The sequence below is a fragment of the Inquilinus sp. 2KB_23 genome, assembly GCF_052115705.1.
Lineage (GTDB): Bacteria > Pseudomonadota > Alphaproteobacteria > DSM-16000 > Inquilinaceae > Inquilinus > Inquilinus ginsengisoli_A.
The window spans coordinates 54,380-72,795 of sequence record NZ_JBFRHF010000004.1 but is presented as its reverse complement, the minus strand read 5'-3'; the positions used below and the strand labels follow the sequence as shown (position 1 = coordinate 72,795).

Below are 18,416 nucleotides of genomic sequence, written 5' to 3'. Positions count from 1 at the left end.
GTGAGCCATGCCCGGCTGTCTCGATAGTTTCAATTGACTTGACGGGTGGTTTTCCCATCTAAAGGGCATGCGGCGGGCCGCTCGGCGCGCCCCCATTAGTAAAGATTCCTGTACGATGCTCTTTTCGGATCTTGGGCTGAAGCCCGAAATCCTGCGTGCCGTGGACGATGTCGGCTACACCACCCCGACCCCGATCCAGGCCCAGGCCATACCTTATGTGTTGATGGGCCGCGACGTCCTCGGCATCGCCCAGACCGGCACCGGCAAGACCGCCGGCTTCACCCTGCCGATGCTGGAGATCCTTGCCTCCGGCCGGGCGCGGGCGCGCATGCCGCGCTCGCTGATCCTGGAGCCGACTCGCGAGCTCGCCGCCCAGGTGGCCGAGAATTTCGAGCTGTACGGCAAGTACGAGAAGCTGTCCTACGCCCTGCTGATCGGCGGCGAGAGCTTCGAGGACCAGATCAAGAAGCTGGACCGCGGCGTCGACGTGCTGATCGCGACCCCGGGCCGGATGCTCGACCTGTTCGAGCGCGGCAAGGTGCTGCTGGCCGACGTCAAGATCCTGGTGATCGACGAAGCCGACCGCATGCTCGACATGGGCTTCATCCCCGACATCGAGCGCATCGTCGGCCTGCTGCCGCCGCTGCGGCAGACCCTGTTCTTCTCGGCCACCATGCCGCCGGAGATCCGGCGCCTGTCCGAGGCCTTCCTGAGCAATCCGAAGCAGATCTCGGTGGCGCCGCCGGCGACCACCGGCGAGCTGCTTGAGCAGCACATCGTGGTGGTCGAGGCCGACGACAAGCGCAAGGCGCTGCGCCACCTGCTGCGGGCCGAGGACGTCAAGAGCGCCTTCGTGTTCTGCAACCGCAAGCGCGATGTGTCGGTGGTGTTCAAGTCGCTGCAGAGCCATGGCTTCAACGCCGGGCAGATGCATGGCGACCTGGTGCAATCGGTGCGCAACGAGACGCTGGACCGGTTCAAGCGCGGCGACATCACCACGCTGGTCTGCAGCGACGTCGCCGCCCGCGGCATCGACGTCAGCGACATCGGTCATGTCTTCAACTTCGACGTGCCGATCCACGCCGACGACTATGTCCACCGCGTCGGCCGCACCGGCCGTGCCGGCAAGACCGGCAAGGCCTATTCGATCGCGACGCCCGAGGACGGCCGCTTCGTCAAGGCGATCGAGAGCCTGATCAAGAAGCAGATCCCGGTCCTGGTGCTGCCGGAGATCGGGTTGGAAGGCTTCCTGTCCGACGACGAGATCAAGCAGCGCGGCAAGGCGCGCCGGCGCGGCGAGCGCCCGGAGGCGCCCAAGCGCAGGACCCGCGACTCGGCCGCCGCCGAGCCGCGCCGCACGGAAGAGCCTCAGGTGGTTGCCGAGGAGGCCAGCGCCGCCCCGGTGGTCGAGGATCGGCCGCGTCGCGGCAGGCCCCGTCCCGCTCCCCGCCAGGCCGCTCCGCGTCAGGCCGATGCCCGCCAGACCGACTCGCGTCCGGCGGACTCGCGGCACGACGAGCCGCGCCAGGCGGAGCCCGCTGCGGTCGCGTCCCACCGCAGTGAAGGCCACCGCAGCGAGGGCCATCGCGACGAGGCACCGCGCAGCGAGGCCCGTCGCCACGACGACCGTCCGCGGCCAGCGCAGGACCGCCCCCGCCGTGACGATCGCAACGAGGATCGGGGCCGCGACCGGCGCCATTCCTCGCGCGAGGATCGCGACGACACGCCGGTGCTGGGGCTGGGCGACCACGTCCCGGCCTTCCTGCTGCGGCCGGTTCCGCAGCGCAAGCGCACCGCCGCCGAGGTCACCGAAACCGCCGCTTGATCGGTCCCTGCCGCGACGCACGTTGACTTCGCCCCTTCGCATTCGGCACAAGGGGCGACGGCTCGTGTCGGAGCGTGGAAGCGGCAGTGAAACGAATCAATCGGTTATCGTCATTTCTCAGCGCCGTTTCCGTTCTCGCCGTTCTGACGGCGGTCGGTGCGTCGGCCCAGGAACAGCAGCCCCCCGCCGCTCCGGGGGCTCCCGAGCCGCCGGCGCCTGAGCAGAAACCGGCCGCCCCCGCGGGGGAGCCGCCGGTCGTCATCGCCGACGAGCTGATCTACGACCAGACGCTGGGTCTCGTGACCGCGCGCGGCAAGGTCGAGATCAACCAGAACAACCAGATCCTCCGCGCCGATCAGGTCACCTACAACCAGAAGACCCAGATCGTCGCGGCCAGCGGCCATGTCGCCCTGGTCCAGCCCGGGGGCGAGGTCATGCTGGGCGACTATGCCGAGCTGACCGACGACATGAAGGACGGCTTCATCCAGCAGGTGTCGCTGATCCTGTCCGACAACTCGCGGATGATCGGCAACAGCGCGGTGCGCGAGCGCGGCGAGATCACCACCATCGACCGCGCCCTCTATTCGCCCTGCAACCTGTGCAAGGACGACCCGACGGCACCGCCGCTGTGGCAGATCCGCGCCATCCGGGTGACCAGCGACGCGGTGTCGAAGGACATCATCTTCCACGACGCCTTCATCGACCTGTTCGGCGTCCCGCTGTTCTACTCGCCGTACTTCTCGATGCCCGACCCGTCGGTCGACCGCCGCCAGGGCTTCCTGTTCCCGAGCTTCGGCTCGACCTCCGACGTCGGGCCGTTCTTCGGCCTGCAGTATTATTTCGACATCTCGCCGGACCAGGACGCCACGGTGGGCGCCACTCTGACCCGCGATTCCGGCACGCTGTTCACCGGCGAGTACCGCAAGCGCTTCGACAAGGGCCTCATCACCCTCAACGGCAGCATCAACCAGAGCGGCTACAGCAAGATCCTGAACGACAATTCAGGACCCAACGGCAGCAACCTCGACTTCCGGTCGCAGCAGCTGCGCTGGCACTTCTTCGGCACGGCGGCCTACGACTTCGACCAGAACTGGCGGTTCGGCGTCAACGTCAACCGCACGTCTGATCGCACCTATATCGACAACTTCAACATCTCCGGCGCGGATATCCTGCAGAGCCGGGCTTTTGCCGAAGGCTTCTACGGCCTGAACTATATCGGGGTCGAGGCGCTGGACTGGCAGGACCTGCGCACGCCCGGCACCGGCGTCGGCAGCAAGGGCTTCTCGCCCACCATCCTGCCCTCGGTCACCGCGAACTACGTCAGCGAACCCAACACCATCCTCGGCGGCCAATGGTTCGCCAACGCCAGCGCCGTCAGCCTGCTGCGCGACTTCGATGCTGTGACCAGCGACCCCAACCGCGGCATCGACACCCGGCGCCTGTCCACCCAGGCCGGCTGGCAGCGGGAGTTCTACAGCGACAGCGGCATCGTGCTGTCGGCACGCACCTATCTGCGGGCCGACGTCTACCAGTCGGACGACGTGCCGGACGGCACCCTGGTGGTGAATGGCGGGCCCGACGAGGTCCTGACCAAGAACGGCGTCGCCGCCACCCGGCTGTTCCCGGTCGCGACGGCGACCGCGCGCTATCCCTTCGTCGGGCAGCTCGGCTCCTACCAGCAGATGCTGGAGCCGATCGTCAGCCTCAGCGTCGCGCCGCATGTCAGCAACGGCGACAAGATCCCGAACAACGACAGCTCGGACATCGAGTTCGACGAGATCAACCTGTTCAGCGAGAGCCGCTTCCCCGGCCTCGACCGGGTCGAGGGCGGCCAGCACGTCTCCTACGGCTTCCGCTACGGGCTGTATGGGGTCGACGGCACCTCCGCGACCTTTTTCCTGGGCCAGAGCTATCGCTTCGAGACCGATGACGACTTCCCGGAGAGCTCCGGCCTGCGCGACCAGCTGTCCGACTATGTCGGCCGCGTGACTGTGCATCCCGGGCCCTACCTGAACCTCGACTGGCGCTTCCGGCTGGACAAGGACAACTTCTACAGCCGCCGGCAATACGTCCAGGCCACCACCACCGGGCCCGACTGGCTGAACCTCAACGTCAACTACAGCCTGCTCGACGACAAGGGCGAGGACGACGAGGGCAACAGCTTCAACCAGCAGCAGCTGGGTGCCGGCGCCAAGGCCCAGATCACGGATTTCTGGTCACTCTCCACCGGCATGACCTACGACATCGAGAACATGCGGCCGTTCCGCTACAATCTCGGCGCCCAGTACATGGACGAGTGCTTCACCTTCGGCGTCAACGTGCAGCGCCAGTTCACCACCGCCGAGGACCAGAAGGAGGGCTATTCCTTCTTCCTGACCTTGAACCTGAAGAATCTGGGCGAGGTGCCGCTGAAGTTCAGCGCCGACCAGAGCCGCACGCCGGGCACCTGATAAGGCTCGGGCGCCTGACTTAGAGGCTGGCCAGGGCTTGGGTCTGGCATCGCGCGACCCGGCCGACGGCCCGGTCGGCGCGGCTGTCCAGCGCCGGCAGCCCCTGGCCGACGCCCAGCGCGGCCATGACCTCGTCCTTCAGCGCCACCGCATGCGGATCGCCGAACTCCCGCCAAACGGCCTGGAACGCGTCGTGGCGCCCTCGGTCGAAGGGCTGGCTGCGCCCCATTGCATCGCGGGCCGGGTGCGGCGGGAACAGATGGGCGCAGGGCACCCAGCCCGCCGGGATCGGTGCTGTCGCCGCATGGGTGCGGCCGCTCGCCAGCAGCTTCGGCAGCACATGGGTGTGCGGTCCCTCCGGGCTGCGGCCGTCGGCCGGCGGCACCGGCTGGTAGACCTCGATGCGCCCCAGCCGCGCCTGGAACACGCGGTGCGGACCGGCGGCGATCAGCGCGCCCGTCAGCGAATTGCCGGGCGCGAACAGCGACTGCCCGCATCCCGCCCGCAGCTGCGTCAGCAGGGCCGGGTCGGCGCTGCGCACACAGATGTCGGCCTGCAGCATGCCGAGGCCGAGGTCGAACAGGATTGCCTCGCGATCCCCCGGTCGCAGTGCCGCTTCGTCGGGCCCGAGTTCGGTGACCACCGATCGCCGGTTCATAGCCGCCTGCGCCGCCTCCAGGCACAGCGCCACCGCATGGCTCCAGCGATCGTCCTCCACCGCGGTCTCGTAGGCGACGGGGCGCAGCCCGGCGATCCAGTCGATCCGCATCGCGCCGAGATCGGTGACGACGGCGACGCCGCCGGCATCGGCCGTCACTGCCACCGGTTCCCCCGGCGTACGCAGGAACTCGGCGATCGCACCGAAGCCCCCCAGGCTCCAGCCGGTGTCGGCCTCTGCCACCTGCTCCCGGATCAGGCGCCGCACCGCCTCCGGCCCCGGCTCCGGCTGACGCTCGATCGCCATCACCCCTCCCCCTTCGGCCCAATGCGGGACCACGGCAGGACGTAGCCGACGCCGTCCCGCTGGCCGCGCTGCACCTCCACCGCATAGGCCCGGCGCAGATGGTCGTCGGTCAGCACCGCTTCGGGCGGGCCGTCGGCCAGGATCCGTCCATCCTGCAGCAGCACCAGCCGGTCGCAGAAGCGGCCGGCCAGCGGCAGGTCGTGCAGCACCGCCAGGATGCCGGTGCCCGCCCGCGCCCGGCCCTGCAGCAGCTCCATGATCTGCAGCTGGTGGAACGGGTCCAGCGCCGCCACCGGCTCGTCCGCGAACAGCATCGGCGCCTCGACCGCCAGCGCCCGGGCGAACAGCACCCGCATCCGCTCCCCCGCCGACAGTTGGCCGGCGGTGCGCAGCCGGAGATGCGCGGCGTCGGCGGCGTCCAGCGCCCGGGCCACCGCGTCGCGGTCGGCCGCGGACAGCCCGCCCAGGCCCCGGCGATGCGGCAGCCGCCCCAGCGCGACCAGATGGTCGACCCGCAGCGGCCAGTTCACCTCGCCGCCCTGCATCAGAACCGACAGGCCGCGTGCCAGGGCGTCGCCGCCCAACGCCCGCGCCGACCGGCCGTCATAGCGGACCGCGCCGGCATCCGGCGCCAGCAGGTTGGCCAGGATGCGCAGCAGCGTGGTCTTGCCGGCGCCGTTCGGGCCGATCAGCCCGACCAGCTCGCCCGGCACCAAAGCGAGGTCGACCCCGGCGAGCACCGGCCGGCCGCCGAGGGCGATGCGGAGTCCGATGGCGTCGATCCGCATCACGGGCTCCGCCGCAGCCGCCAGATCAGGCTGAACAGGAACGGCGCGCCGATGATCGCGGTGACGACGCCCAGCTTCAGCTCCGGCTGCACCCGGACCAGCCGCAGCCCGATATCGGCCAGGAGGATCAGCACCGCGCCGCCGAGGCCGCTGACCAGCAGCACGCGGCCCGGCCGGTGCCCGACCAGCGGCCGCAGCAGATGCGGCACCACCAGCCCGACGAAGCCGATCGCCCCGGTCACCGCCACGGCGCTGCCGACCGCCAGCGCGGTGCCCAGGACCAGCTGCAGCCGCAGCCGGCCGAGGCCGAAGCCGAGGCTGGCCGCCGTGTCCTCGCCCAGGGTCAGCGCGTCGAGGGCGCGGCCGCCGGCCAGGATCAGGCCCCAGCCCAGCAGCATCGGCGGCAGCACCAGCCAGACATGGACCATGCTGCGGTCGGCCAGCGACCCCATCAGCCAGAACACGATCTCCAGCGCCGCATACGGGTTGGGCGACAGGTTGAGGGCCAGCGCGGTCAATGCGCCGGCGGCGCTGCCGATGGCGACGCCGGCCAGGATCAGGGTCATGGTGCCGGCACCGCGCCGGACCAGCCCGAACAGCAGCAGCGTCGCCAGCGCCGCCCCGGCGATGCCGCCCAGCGGCAGGGCCAGCGCGAAGCTGCCGGCGAGGCCGGAGTAGAACACCAGCACCGCGCCCAGCGTCGCCGCGGCCGACACGCCGATCACCCCGGGCTCGGCCAGCGGGTTGCGCAGCAGCCCCTGCATCGCCGCGCCGCTGAGGCCGAGGCTGAAGCCGACCAGCAGGCCGAGCAGCGCCCGCGGCAGCCGCAGCTCGACCAGCACCAGCGCCGGCAGGGTCTGGCGGCCCGCCAGGACGTCGCCCAGCGCCGCGGACAGGTCGAAGGGGGTGTAGCCGGTGGCGACCGACCACGCCAGGCAGGCGAGTGCGGCCAGGGCGAGCCCGGCGACCAGCAGGGTGTGGGAGGGGATGGCGGAGTTGACTCCAGCGGTCATCCTGCCTCCGCCGAAAACAGGCCATTGGACGCCCAAACGCATTGCCTCTCCCGCCTGGCGCCCCTTCTTGTCCCCCCTCCCCTTGCGGGAGGGGGATAGGGGGAGGGGTCTGCGCGCATCGGCGCGCGAACGGGTCGGATCGCACTCGACCGCGAAGCCGGGGGCAGCAGACCTGCATCGGTTCTGAGTGGAGAAAACCCCCTCCCCCTACCCCCGTCCCGCAGGGGGAGGGGGGACTTGGAAAATCGCTCTCTCACGGCCCCGCCCCCTCCGCCTGGCGAGCCGCGGCGGCGATCAGGGCAGCAGCGTCCGCCACCTCGGGCCCGGCGCAGGTCCACAGCCGCGACGGCACCCGGACCAGCCGGAGATCCGGCAGGGCCGCCAGGATCGGGTGGTCCAGCAGGGCTTCGCCCAGGGACGGGTCGCGGTTCTCCGCCTGGTTCAGGATCAGCAGCCGCACCCCGGCCAGGGCCACGGTCTCGAGCGGGATCTGGCCGTAATTCTCCAGCCCCTGCTCGGCGGCGAGGTTGCGGGCGCCGGCCAGGGCCAGGATCTCGTCGACCAATGAGCCGCGGCCGGCGGTGAAGCCGTTCGGCCGCAGCACCACCGCCAGCGGATGCGACGCCGGCGGCCGGATCGCCGCCAGCCGGGAGTCCATCGCCGCGACCATGCCCTCGCCCCGCTCCACCTGCCCCAGCGCCGCCGCCACCCGGCGGATCTGGGCGCGGATGCCGTCGATGGTGTCGGGAACGTCGAGTTCCAGGATCGGCAGGCCCAGCCGGCGCAGCAGCGCCACCGTGGTCCGGGCGGTGAAGGCGCCGACCACGACCAGGTCGGGCCTGAGGGCCGCGACCTCCTCCGCCAGGCCGTGGTTGACCGGCACGGTCGCCGCCTCGGCCGCCACCACGGAATTGTCAGGGTTGCGTGCCAGCCAGGTCACCGACTGCACGTCGGCGCGGTCGGCCAGGCGCAGCACCAGCGCATCGGCGCACAGGTTGAGCGAGACGATCCGCTGCGGCTTCGCCGCCGCCGGGATGGCGGCGAGACCGATGGCCAGGAGGAGCAGGAGGCCTGTCGTCGTCGGGCGGGGCATCGGATCAGGGGCTGACCTTCAGGGCCGAGGGACCCGGCGCGGCCACGCTAGTGGGGCGCCGCCCGGGCCGTCAACATCATCGCGTCCAGGCCGAGCGCGGCCGCATTGGCGCCGGAATCGGCATAGGGCGGAAGCACGTCCTCGGCCGGCAGCTCGCTGTCGCAGATCGCCACCATCCGCGGGACCCAGCGGACGACATGGTCGACCAGCGCCCGCACCGCCGGCACCAGGCCGCGGCGGGAGGCGAACACCGCCTGCACCTCCCCCTCCGGCACCCGCCAGTCGAGCAGGATGTGCTCCAGCTGCCCGGCCTGGATCGCCGGGCGGCAGATGTAGTCCGGCAGCAGCGCCGCGCCGAGCCCGTCGACCGCGGCCTGGCGCAGGGTGAACATGTCGTCGGTCGCCAGCCGCGGCACATGCGGCACCGACTGGGTGCCGCCATCGGCATCGGCCAGTGTCCAGCTGTGGCGGCCGTCGGCGCGATGCAGGTCGAGCGTGCCGAGCCCGATCAAATCCACCGGCTCCAGCGGCCGGCCCAGCCGGTCGAGCAGCGCCGGCGCGGCCACCACCACGCCGCGGGTCTGGGACAGCACCCGGACCACGACGTCGGAGGGTTCGGTCGGCGGCCGGCGGACGCGGAAGGCCAGGTCGACCCGCTCCTCGATCACGTCGACCCGGCGGCCGGTCAGTTCCATGGCGATGCGCACCGCCGGATGGGCGGCCAGGAAGCTGTTGATCAGCGGCGCGATCATGGTCTGGGCCAGGATGTGTGGGCAGGTGATCCGGATCAGCCCGCTCGGCTCCGACCGCGCCTGGGCCACCGCCTGCTCCGCCGCCTCGGCCTCGGCCAGCATGGTCTCGCAACGGCGCAGGAAGCTCTCGCCGACATCGGTCAGCGACAGCCGGCGGGTCGAGCGCTGCAGCAACCGGACGCCGAGCTGGTCCTCCAGCCCGGCGATGCGGCGGCTGAGCCGCGACTTGGGCAGGCCCAGCGCCCGGCCGGCGGCGGTGAAGCCGCCCAGCTGCGCCACCTTGGCGAAGAGGCGGAGGTCGTTCAGGTCCAGCATCGCGCTCACCGCAGCCACATTGTGATCACCGATGGAACGATCCATCACGAATTTCGGGGCTACAGACTGATTGGCATCACTCGTAAATGCAATGTCGATGTCATCTGTAACACCGAGGGGCTACCCCATGAAGATCCTGCACATCGATTCCAGCGTGCTCGGCGACGCCTCGGTGTCCCGCCAGCTGACCAAGGCGACCGTCGACGGCTGGCGCGCCCGCTATCCCCAGGCCGAGCTGGTGTATCGCGATCTCGCCGCCGCCCCGCCGGAGCACCTGTCGGGCGAGCGCGCCGCCGTGGTGAAGTTCGGCAAGGATGCGGACCTGACGGGCCCCCAGGCCGAGGAGCGGGTGCTGGTCGACGCCATCGTCGGGGAGTTCCTGTCGGCCGATGTCGTGGTGATCGGCGCGCCGATGTACAATTTCTCGGTGCCGACCCAGCTGAAGGCCTGGATCGACCGGTTGGCGCAGGCGGGGCGCACCTTCCGCTACACCGAGAAGGGCCCGATCGGCCTGGCCGGCGGCCGCAAGGTCGTCATCGTCTCCTCGCGCGGCGGCGTCTACACCGCAGGTCTCGAGGCCCTGGACCATCAGGAGGCCTATCTGCGCACCATCCTCGGCTTCCTCGGCGTCACCGAGATCGACTTCGTCCGCGCCGAGGGCCTGGCGATGGGCCCGGAGCACCGCGACCGCGCCGTGGCCGAGGCGCATCTGCAGGCCAAGGCCTCGTCGGGCCTCGTCGAAGCCGCCTGAACAGTCTCACCTTCTATTGTCATTGCCGGGCTTGACCCGGCAATCCAGGGGCCACCAGGAGCCGTTCTTGAAAGCCCCTGGATCCTCGGGTCAAGCCCACGGGTGTCCGGTTAAGTTTTCCGGATTGTAGATGAAGGCATAGATCTCAACTTTTATTGTCATTGCCCGGCTTGACCGGGCAATCCAGGGGCCACCAAGAGCCGCTCTGGCCGCCCCTGGATGCCACGGTCAAGCCGTGGCATGACAATGGAGGGGTGTAGCGTTGCTCTAAATTCTACTGTCGCCTGTGTTTTCGCCTCAACCGGACAGCAGTGGGCCAAGCCCGAGGATGACAATCGGAAATTGGGAGGTGAGCTTTAGGCTCACCTCCCATCATCACCGTTCAGCGCATCACCGGCATGGTGAACTCGGCCCCGCCCTTGATCCCCGTCGGCCAGCGCTCGGTCACCGTCTTCAGCTTGGTGTAGAAGCGCACGCCGTCATTGCCGTACATGCCGAGATCGCCGAAGGCCGACCGCTTCCAGCCGCCGAAGGTGTGGAATGCCATCGGCACCGGGATCGGCACGTTGACGCCGACCATGCCGACATTGCAGTTGCTGACGAAGGTCCGCGCCGCGTCGCCGTCGCGGGTGAAGATCGCGGTGCCGTTGCCGTATTCGTGGTCGTTGACCAGGCCCAGCGCGGTCTTGAAGTCCGGCGCGCGGACCACGGACAGCACCGGCCCGAAGATCTCTTCCTTGTAGATCCGCATGTTCGGCTCGACATGGTCGAACAGGCAGCCGCCGACAAAATAGCCGCCCTCATAGCCCTGCAGCTTCAGGCCGCGGCCGTCGACCAGCAGCTTGGCGCCCTCCTGGACGCCGATGTCGACATAGCCACGCACCTTGTCGTAGTGCTGCTTGGTGACCAGCGGCCCCATCTCGGCCTCCGGATCGGTGCCCGGCGCCACCTTCAGCGCCCGCACCTTGGGCACCAGCTTCTCGACCAGCCGGTCGCCGACGTCACCGACCGCGACCGCCACCGACACCGCCATGCAGCGCTCGCCGGCCGAGCCGTAGCCGGCCCCCATCAGCGCGTCGACCGCCTTGTCGAGGTCGGCGTCCGGCATCACCACCATGTGGTTCTTGGCGCCGCACAGCGCCTGTACCCGCTTCCCGTGGGCGGCCGCGGTCGAATAGATGTACTCGCCGATCGCAGTCGACCCGACGAAGCTGACGGCGGCGACGCGCGGGTCGGTCAGCAGCGAATCGACCGCGACCTTGTCGCCATGCAGCACGTTCAGCACGCCCGGAGGCGCGCCCGCCTCGAGCAGCTTGGCGGCCAGCCAGTTGGCGGCGGACGGGTCCTTCTCCGACGGCTTCAGCACGAAGGTGTTGCCGCAGGCGATGGCGATGGAGAACATCCACAGCGGCACCATCACCGGGAAGTTGAACGGCGTGATGCCGGCGCAGACCCCGACCGGCTGGCGGATCGAGAAGCTGTCGATCTCGCGCCCGACATTCTCGGAGAATTCGCCCTTCAGCAGATGCGGGATGCCGCAGGCGAACTCCACCACCTCCAACCCGCGCTGGATCGAGCCCTTGGCGTCGGACAGGACCTTGCCGTGCTCGGCGGTGACGATCTGCGCCAGCTCCTCGACGTTCTCCTCGATCAGCTGCTTGAACCTGAACATCACGCGGGCGCGGATCACCGTCGGCGTCGCCGCCCAGCCGGGCAGCGCCTTCTGGGCCGAGGCGATGGCGGCATCGGCATCCTCGGTCGAGGCGAAGTCGACACGGCCCGAGACCTCGCCGGTCGCCGGGTTGAACACGTCGCCGCCGCGGCCGCTGCGGCCGGGCGCGGCCTTGCCGTCGATGAAATGATGGATCGAACCCACGCTGCGCTCCTCCAGAACAAAAATTCTATAGCACCGACCGCTTGGAACGGGCCGATTGTAGCGCGGCGGCCCGGCCGGGAAAAGCGGACCGAATCGCCGTGATCGCACCGACAGGCTTGGCGGCCGGGGTGCCCGTGTCGTAACTGTCGGCCCATGCTACGGCGGCGGCGCCCGCCGGCAAAGGGTTAGGATTGGGTGCATGGGTCTCGGTCTCTATGATCCGGAGCGTCGCTACCGCCGGCGCGTCTGGGGCACGATCATCCGCGTGTTCTTCTCGATCACCGTGCTGCTGGTGGCGGCGGGCTTCGCCTACCAGATCGGCGTCGAGCGGACCAAGGGGCAGATCGCGACGCTGCAGGGCCAGGTCACCAGCCTGTCCCAGGCCAAAGGCGGGCTGGAGCAGGAGCGCATCCAGCTGCAGGCGGCGGCCCAGACGGCGCAGATCCAGTACCGCGAGCTGATGGCCCGATTCGAGCGCGAAGTGCCGACCGGCACCTACCGCGAGCTGGCCGACAAGGTCTCGCAGCGGCTGCATGACGGGCTCGACCCGCAGCGCCTGGCCTTCTACATCGACCAGGCGGCCCCGCCGCGCGACTGCAAGGCGGGCGAGAGCAAGCGCTTCATCCTGCCGACCCAGAACGCCGTCGGCTCCAACGGCTCGGTCGCCTTCGCCAACAACACCATCGCCGTGACCGGCCGCGGCGAGGGCACGGTCGACGATGCCGGCAAGGCGCAGGCCTGGTACGACCCGGCCAAGTCCGTGACCGTCAACTTCCGCGGCATCGATGGCAAGCAGGCCACCGCGACCGGCGTCCTGCCGCTGTTCCAGACCATGGTGGTCGGCGAGAAGGAGTACCGCTTCAGCCTGGTCGAGGCCGAGCGCAGCTTCGTCCGTGTGACCAGCGAAGTCTGCGCCTTCCCGTAAGAGACTGCCGTTTAGTGAACCTTGGCCCGGTCCAGCAGCAGCTTGCCGGCGCCGACATACTGGCGCTGCTGCACCGCGGCGTGCTGGGCCGCGGTGTGCAGGTCGCGCATCCGGCGCTGCAGCGGCGAAGTGTCGTAGACCGCGGCGCCGCCGGCCAGGGTGTAGCAGGCATCGGCGGCGCGGACGGCGGTGGTGACGATCCACACCCCGGTCTGGACACCCTGGGCGTAGAGCGCGTCGTCCTTCAGCGTGCCCGCCTGGGCGTGGCGCCAATGGCTTTCGGCCTGGGCCATCAGCACCGGCCGCAGCGCCCGGACATCGGCCGCGACCCGGCCGAGCTCGGCCTGGAACAGCTCCGAATCCCGCATCGGCGCCGGCGCCCGCAGCTGCTGCCGCCCGGTGCCGGCCAGCTCCACCAGCTCGGCCAGGACACCCTCGGCCATGCCGGTGCTGAAGGCGCCGTGGAACAGCGCCAGCAGATGCGGCACGGCCTGGTACAGCGGCCCCGGCTGGCACGCCCTGCCGTCGGGAAAGTCGAAGACGTTCGCGTCCGGCACCAGCGTGTCGGTCAGCGCGATGTGGTGGCTGCCGGTGCCCTTGAGCCCGGCGACGTCCCAGGTGTCCTCGATCTGCCACTCCCGCGCCGGCATCACCACGCCGCGGATCAGCGGCGGGCCGGCCTCGCCGGCGGGCCCGGGAAGCGGCTTGCCGCCCCGGGTCACGACGCACAGCCCGAGCATCCAGTCGGCATGCTGGCAGCCGCTGGCGAAGGGCCAGCGCCCGGTCACCCGATAGCCGCCCGGCACCACCTCGGCCTTACCCAGCGGCGCGATGGTACCGGCGCAGATCGTGTCCGGCCCATCGCGATAGATCCGCTCATAGGTCGTGCGCGGCAGCTGGGGCAGGAACACGGCGGAGGCGCTGCCGATCATCGCGGTCCAGCCGACCGAACCGTCGATCCGGCTGAGCGCGGCGAGGGCCTCCAGCGCCTGCGGCAGCGTCAGCTCCAGCCCGCCATGGCTGCGCGGCGCGAACATGCGGAAGACGCCGATCGACCGCAGCGTGTCGACCACGTCGAGCGGCATCCGGCGCGCGGCCTCGAATTCCGCCGCCCGCGCGGCGAGGGCCGGGGCCAGGCCGCGGATGTCGGCAAGCAGCCGCGCGGCCGCGTCGGCCTGCGCCTCGGCCGGAGATCCTGCCGTCCCGCCGCCTTGCGCGTCGATGGTCGAGATGTCCCGAACCGAGGTCTGGGGCTGCATGGCCCTCTCCCAAGCTGTTGCAGCCCGAACCCTGCGGCGCCCGGGTTGCCGCAGCATGACGGATTCCGGGAATGAGGTTACGGTTGCAGCCTGCCCCGGCCGCCCGCCGCCACCCTGTGAGCCGCCCATGCCGCCCTCCCCGCTCCGCCGCGTCGTCATCGCCTATGAGCCCGAGGCCGCCTGCCGGGCGCGGCTGACGGCGGCCGGCTTCGATGCCGGCATCGCCGCGGAGATCGCCTGCTACCTGGCCCAGGCGACCGACCTCGCCGCCATCCGGCCGGAGATCGCCGCGGCGCTCGGCGAGGCCGGGCTGGACGCCGTCTTCGTCGAGCTCGACGGGCTGGTCGACGCGCTGCCGGACCTGATGGCGCGGCGGCACGACACCATCCTGTGGTGCCAGACCGACGGCATCGCCTATTACCGCGGCAGCGCCGCGCCCGCCTTGGCCCGGCTCGCCGGCATCCGCAGCTATGGCAGCCCGCCGCAGGCCCAGCATCTGTGCCAGGACAAGTTCAAATGCACCGCCCTGGCCGCTGCCGCCGGCCTGCCGGTGCCACCCACCGCCCTGGCCGAGGGCGACAGGGTGATCGCCGGCGGCGCGGTGCTGGAGGGGCCGGGGCCGTTCTTCGTCAAGCCCAACACGCTGGGCGCCAAGATCGGCATCTTCGGCGATTCCACGGCCGCGGATGCCGCCGGCGCCCTGCGCCTGGCCGCGCGCCTGCACCACCGCTACCGCGACCGGGCGGTGATCCAGCCTTTCATCCCCGGCCACGACCTGCGAGTCAGCTTCATGGATGTCGGCCGCCCCTTGGCCCCGTCGCTCGGCATCTCCCGGCTGCTGAAGGACCCGGACAGCGAGACCGGCGGCGCCTTCATGACCATGCGCGACAATGCCAGCCTGTCGGGCAGCCGCGACACCGAGGGTGCCGAAACCGGCTTCGGCACCGGCCAGGACCGCGCCTTCGTGCCGAAGCTGTCGGACCTGCGCGCCGAGGCCCGGTCGAACCCGGGTGCCGCCGCGACCGTCGCGGCGATCGAGGCCATGGTGCCGCGGCTGGCCGCACTGTTCGGCCTGCGCGACTATTTCTCGGTCGACATCCGGATGGCCGAGGACGGAGCGCTGCAGATCCTGGAGTTCGAGACCTGCCCGGCGGTGACGATCTACGACTTCCAGGTCTATCTGCGCGACGCCCACGGCCTGCCGCTCGGCCCCGCCCTCGCCCGCTCCCTGACCCTGGCGCATGGCCGGCCGCCGGATGTGTGATGCGGCGCCAGGGGTCCGCTATGGCGATCGCCCTCGCGCCGCAGGGGCGAATTCCGGCAGCTCTGGCGCCTTTCGACCCAACGCGGACAGTCGAGATGGGGTCCTGCGCCCGACGCGCGGAGTGAGCGCTTACGGCCCTTAGTCGAAGTTTCGGCTCGGGCGCCCAAACGGCGGCTTTGTCCCGAGGCTGTGTAAAAACCCGATTGGTGAGCACTGTCGCGCAATCCTCTATCGGGAGGGGACGCCGAAGGATCGCAAAAGATTCTGGACAGCGCCCTAATCGGTAGCAGAATTGCTCACCGGAGATGTGGCCTGGCGTTTGCACACGGCCTGTCCCCCATTGCCGACATCCAAGGGCCTTTAAGGCTCCCCTGAAGCGGATACCCCCTTCGGCCCGGCGAGCCTCGAAACCGGTGGTGACACGATTCTCATGGGATGAAGACTTTCGAGCATCCATCGATCGCGGGATGGACAACCCAGTTCTGAGCGGGGTCGTCACGATTGCCGTTGGTCTGCGCGATCGTCGCGTTATTGAGCATGTCGCACCAGAACTTGACCGCGGCCTTCACCCGGTCGGGGGTGTCAAGGCCCAGTCCCATGCCGATGTCGGCCGGCCAGGGATCTTCGAAATTCAGGCCGCGCAAGATGACCTGGCAATCATGCACGGCATGCATCTCGTTCCAACCGACATGGAGTGAATCGTAGATCCAGTCGCCCTTGACGATCACAAGGTCACCGCGGTTGATCTCGCCCTTGTTGTGATCGACGTCGGACGGTGAGCCGACGTCCAGCGGGTTGAAATAGCTGGCGATCTCGCCGAGACCCAACAGCGCGGCGAGAATCCAGAGGATGGTCGCGATGATGTACCCGATCGGGCCGGCGGCCAGCAGCAGCACCAGCGCTGCGATCAGAATCGCCAATGTCAGATTGGCCCAGATCAGCATGTTGCGGATGCCGCTGCCTTCGAATTCGCAGTGCAGCATCTTCATGTGGTTGAGATCCGAGCCGTTCTGCCCGTAGTGAAGACCGATCTGCAGGATTGCCGGCTGCTCGGCGACCAGATCGCCGAGCGGGCCATCCCAGAACTCCTGCTTGGGCCGTGCAATGTCGGTCGGGCCCCCGGCCAGAAAAATGTTGATTGTGTAGTCGTCGTCACCGGCCTTGGTCAGATCGGGCGGATGATTGTGACCCTCGACGAGACCGATGGCGCAGACCACGCCGCCCAGGCAGATCAGCCGGTCATAGAGCCACCAGAGAAGAAAAATGATCAGCGCGATGAAGAGTGCGATCAGGATCGGCAGCGTGTAGATGAGAGAAGAACCCCCCGGCACCGCATAGGCAGCGATGAAAGCCGCGGCGATCAGCCCTAGAATGCCCAAGAGATAGGTATAGCCAACAACAGTGGCACCCACGAAATTGATCGGCTGGACGCAGGATGTGTATTGGCGATAGGCCATGACGTCCCCCTAGCTCTTGGTGACCTTGAGTGTCACACCGCCGGCATAGACGCCATCTGACAGGGCGTTCACGTTGAACGGCTTTTCGCCTGTGAAGCCGGTGCGCGGTGTGATCTCGACCGCGACCTGGACTTCCTGGCCGGGCGCGAGCTGCGGGGCCGGCGGCTGGATGTCGACTGCCCATCCGGGCGGCACTGGGAAGAGCGCGCGGTTGTGGCGCACCCTGATGCGGCGCAGGCGCTCCGGAAATGTGCCGCGGTCCTCCGGGCCGATCGCGGCCTTGCAGGCCTCCGGATCGGGAATGGCATAGGTGTCAACCTCGAAGGCGTAGCTTCGCGGTTTCGCGGAATCATTGCGCAGGCCGAAGGCGAACTGGGCCGGCGAATGGGCAGCAACAACGTCGAGATTGTTTTGCCCGAGATTGTTCGCCGGATTGGCGTCGTCGACCCATTCTAGCAAGACCTGCAGGCAATAATGCCCCGCCGTCGGCGGCGTCCTCCAGGGCATGCGTGCGTCGGCCGGAGCACCGGCACCGCCCTTGACGCCGAGATTGACGAAGGTCGTGCCGATCGCGGTCGAGACGGTCGCGATGCCAAAGGACAGATAGGAGAAAATCACCTTCAGCCCGACGCAGGGCGCCTCATAGGAATTGTTCCAGATCGTCGCGCCAATCTCATAGTCGGTATCGGGCAGGAGATCGTTTTCCGGTACGATGACACCGCCGCGGCGAAGGACGATGTCGGGGTTGTCCCAGGTGACCGGCAGGCCGAGGCTCAGGAGATACTGCTGCGAATAGATACAGGGATCGGGGCGGTGGAAGGAGGGATGATCGACCTCGCAGGGGTCCTTGCCTGCCGCCTCCTGCTCCGAATGGGGGAGCTTCAGCCGGGCGCACAGAGCCCTGATCACCGCGATCAGGCGCTTGAGCAGATCGATGCCGTCGACCGCCCACCGATAGGTGAGGACCTGCAGCAGATGGAGCACGATCCTCAGGATGAACTTGACGTGGTTCATGCCGCAGCACTCCCGTCGCCGGGCCGGTGGCGCTCGATCTCCGCTTCAACGTCAGGAGGCGCCCACTTTTCGCCCAGCGGTCATATATCGTCCGCTCACCGGCCTCGCTTATTCCGCGTCGGGGCCGCGCTGCGCCCTCTCCATCGGGACCATGCGACGAAGGCGCCGTAGGCGACGAACGGGATCAGCAGAATCGCCGCCTCGAGAGAACCCGATCCGCCGTCCGGGGAGACGCCGAAGATACGTTCGATGAAATCCATGTCGAAATGTCCTTCCCCTCGGCACCGGCGAACGAAGGGCGCCCGTCAGCCGCACCGCAACTGCCCGCGAAGCGCCGGACAGGATGGAGACCGGCCAACGACAGTTGGCGATCAAAAGCTGCGATCAGCCCGCAGCCACAACGCATGCCAATTTCGACGGGGCGAACGATAACGCTAAAGCCCGCCGCTTGAGGAGGGCAATATCGGACGCCGATTAGCAATAAAAATGCCGAGGGATACATGTTACCACAGCGAGCCTGCACAATTAAGCCCAAATCAGCCGCAATCGTCCAAAGGTGCTAGGCCGAGGTCGAGTGAGCGGGCTCTTCGACAAATGTCTCGATCCCCGCTGGCGGCGGAAGCCGATGGCGACGAACTCAACGCAGCAGCGGGGAGCCGAGTTAGATGAC

The 18,416-nt window shown here is 69.0% G+C and carries 15 protein-coding genes; 5 read left to right on the top strand and 10 right to left on the bottom strand.

Going from position 1 to position 18,416, the window contains the following annotated elements; translation table 11 throughout:
- Positions 1-115 precede the first annotated feature (115 nt).
- Both AB4112_RS06250 and AB4112_RS06245 read left to right on the top strand, forming a co-directional pair.
- Positions 116-1,825, top strand: coding sequence for a DEAD/DEAH box helicase (locus AB4112_RS06250; RefSeq protein ID WP_309792818.1), 1,710 nt, complete (start codon positions 116-118; stop codon positions 1,823-1,825).
- 86 nt (positions 1,826-1,911) lie between these two features.
- Positions 1,912-4,275, top strand: coding sequence for an LPS-assembly protein LptD (locus tag AB4112_RS06245; protein ID WP_309792819.1), 2,364 nt, complete (start codon positions 1,912-1,914; stop codon positions 4,273-4,275).
- Between the two features lie 19 nt (positions 4,276-4,294).
- On the opposite strand, the gene AB4112_RS06240 is transcribed toward AB4112_RS06245, so the two are convergent.
- From AB4112_RS06240 to AB4112_RS06220, 5 genes are all read right to left on the bottom strand, one after another.
- Entirely contained in the window at positions 4,295-5,239 is a 945-nt protein-coding gene (locus AB4112_RS06240) for a DUF6925 family protein (protein WP_441717818.1), read from the bottom strand.
- Positions 5,239-6,027, bottom strand: a complete 789-nt coding sequence (locus tag AB4112_RS06235) for an ABC transporter ATP-binding protein (RefSeq protein WP_441717815.1) — start codon at positions 6,025-6,027, stop codon at positions 5,239-5,241. Before AB4112_RS06235 ends, AB4112_RS06240 begins: the two co-directional genes overlap by 1 nt.
- Positions 6,027-7,040: a FecCD family ABC transporter permease gene (locus AB4112_RS06230; RefSeq protein ID WP_441717812.1), complete on the bottom strand. Its 1,014-nt coding sequence runs from the start codon at positions 7,038-7,040 to the stop codon at positions 6,027-6,029. Before AB4112_RS06230 ends, AB4112_RS06235 begins: the two co-directional genes overlap by 1 nt.
- Before the next feature lie 253 nt (positions 7,041-7,293).
- Positions 7,294-8,133: an ABC transporter substrate-binding protein gene (locus AB4112_RS06225; RefSeq protein WP_441717809.1), complete on the bottom strand. Its 840-nt coding sequence runs from the start codon at positions 8,131-8,133 to the stop codon at positions 7,294-7,296.
- Between the two features lie 47 nt (positions 8,134-8,180).
- Positions 8,181-9,245 (bottom strand): LysR family transcriptional regulator, encoded by a 1,065-nt coding sequence (locus AB4112_RS06220; RefSeq protein ID WP_441717806.1) that lies wholly within the window; start codon positions 9,243-9,245, stop codon positions 8,181-8,183.
- 82 nt (positions 9,246-9,327) lie between these two features.
- On the opposite strand from AB4112_RS06220, the gene AB4112_RS06215 reads away from it, so the two are divergent.
- A complete protein-coding gene (locus AB4112_RS06215) occupies positions 9,328-9,951 on the top strand; it encodes an FMN-dependent NADH-azoreductase (RefSeq protein ID WP_441717803.1) in 624 nt (207 codons plus the stop codon).
- A 382-nt stretch (positions 9,952-10,333) separates the two neighbouring features.
- On the opposite strand, the gene AB4112_RS06210 is transcribed toward AB4112_RS06215, so the two are convergent.
- On the bottom strand, positions 10,334-11,827 hold the full coding sequence (locus AB4112_RS06210; RefSeq protein WP_441717800.1) for a CoA-acylating methylmalonate-semialdehyde dehydrogenase: 1,494 nt from the start codon (positions 11,825-11,827) through the stop codon (positions 10,334-10,336).
- 199 nt (positions 11,828-12,026) lie between these two features.
- On the opposite strand from AB4112_RS06210, the gene AB4112_RS06205 reads away from it, so the two are divergent.
- Positions 12,027-12,752 carry a hypothetical protein gene (locus tag AB4112_RS06205; protein WP_441717797.1) on the top strand — a complete coding sequence of 242 codons (726 nt, stop codon included), beginning with the start codon at positions 12,027-12,029 and terminating at the stop codon, positions 12,750-12,752.
- Positions 12,753-12,763: 11 nt separating this feature from the next.
- On the opposite strand, the gene AB4112_RS06200 is transcribed toward AB4112_RS06205, so the two are convergent.
- Positions 12,764-14,011: an acyl-CoA dehydrogenase family protein gene (locus AB4112_RS06200; protein WP_441717792.1), complete on the bottom strand. Its 1,248-nt coding sequence runs from the start codon at positions 14,009-14,011 to the stop codon at positions 12,764-12,766.
- A 127-nt stretch (positions 14,012-14,138) separates the two neighbouring features.
- Here AB4112_RS06200 and AB4112_RS06195 point away from each other — a divergent pair, with 127 nt between their 5' ends.
- A complete protein-coding gene (locus tag AB4112_RS06195) occupies positions 14,139-15,275 on the top strand; it encodes a hypothetical protein (protein WP_441717790.1) in 1,137 nt (378 codons plus the stop codon).
- Positions 15,276-15,703: 428 nt separating this feature from the next.
- Here the strand turns inward: AB4112_RS06195 and AB4112_RS06190 are convergent, their stop codons facing one another.
- From AB4112_RS06190 to AB4112_RS06180, 3 genes are all read right to left on the bottom strand, one after another.
- Complete coding sequence (locus AB4112_RS06190) at positions 15,704-16,732, bottom strand: hypothetical protein (protein WP_309792831.1); 1,029 nt, start codon at positions 16,730-16,732, stop codon at positions 15,704-15,706.
- Between the two features lie 9 nt (positions 16,733-16,741).
- Positions 16,742-17,746: a COG1470 family protein gene (locus tag AB4112_RS06185; protein WP_309792832.1), complete on the bottom strand. Its 1,005-nt coding sequence runs from the start codon at positions 17,744-17,746 to the stop codon at positions 16,742-16,744.
- Between the two features lie 95 nt (positions 17,747-17,841).
- Positions 17,842-18,006 (bottom strand): hypothetical protein, encoded by a 165-nt coding sequence (locus AB4112_RS06180; RefSeq protein ID WP_309792834.1) that lies wholly within the window; start codon positions 18,004-18,006, stop codon positions 17,842-17,844.
- Positions 18,007-18,416: the final 410 nt, after the last annotated feature.

Excerpts from the sequence above, each read along its gene's own strand:
- AB4112_RS06195 (WP_441717790.1), top strand. The coding sequence starts at position 14,139 with ATGCCGCCCTCCCCGCTCCGCCGCGTCGTCATCGCCTATGAGCCCGAG.
- AB4112_RS06180 (WP_309792834.1), bottom strand. The coding sequence starts at position 18,006 with ATGGATTTCATCGAACGTATCTTCGGCGTCTCCCCGGACGGCGGATCG.
- AB4112_RS06205 (WP_441717797.1), top strand. The coding sequence starts at position 12,027 with ATGGGTCTCGGTCTCTATGATCCGGAGCGTCGCTACCGCCGGCGCGTC.
- AB4112_RS06185 (WP_309792832.1), bottom strand. The coding sequence starts at position 17,746 with ATGAACCACGTCAAGTTCATCCTGAGGATCGTGCTCCATCTGCTGCAG.
- AB4112_RS06190 (WP_309792831.1), bottom strand. The coding sequence starts at position 16,732 with ATGGCCTATCGCCAATACACATCCTGCGTCCAGCCGATCAATTTCGTG.
- AB4112_RS06230 (WP_441717812.1), bottom strand. The coding sequence starts at position 7,040 with ATGACCGCTGGAGTCAACTCCGCCATCCCCTCCCACACCCTGCTGGTC.
- AB4112_RS06235 (WP_441717815.1), bottom strand. The coding sequence starts at position 6,027 with ATGCGGATCGACGCCATCGGACTCCGCATCGCCCTCGGCGGCCGGCCG.
- AB4112_RS06220 (WP_441717806.1), bottom strand. The coding sequence starts at position 9,245 with ATGGATCGTTCCATCGGTGATCACAATGTGGCTGCGGTGAGCGCGATG.
- AB4112_RS06200 (WP_441717792.1), bottom strand. The coding sequence starts at position 14,011 with ATGCAGCCCCAGACCTCGGTTCGGGACATCTCGACCATCGACGCGCAA.
- AB4112_RS06225 (WP_441717809.1), bottom strand. The coding sequence starts at position 8,133 with ATGCCCCGCCCGACGACGACAGGCCTCCTGCTCCTCCTGGCCATCGGT.
- AB4112_RS06240 (WP_441717818.1), bottom strand. The coding sequence starts at position 5,239 with ATGGCGATCGAGCGTCAGCCGGAGCCGGGGCCGGAGGCGGTGCGGCGC.
- AB4112_RS06215 (WP_441717803.1), top strand. The coding sequence starts at position 9,328 with ATGAAGATCCTGCACATCGATTCCAGCGTGCTCGGCGACGCCTCGGTG.
- AB4112_RS06250 (WP_309792818.1), top strand. The coding sequence starts at position 116 with ATGCTCTTTTCGGATCTTGGGCTGAAGCCCGAAATCCTGCGTGCCGTG.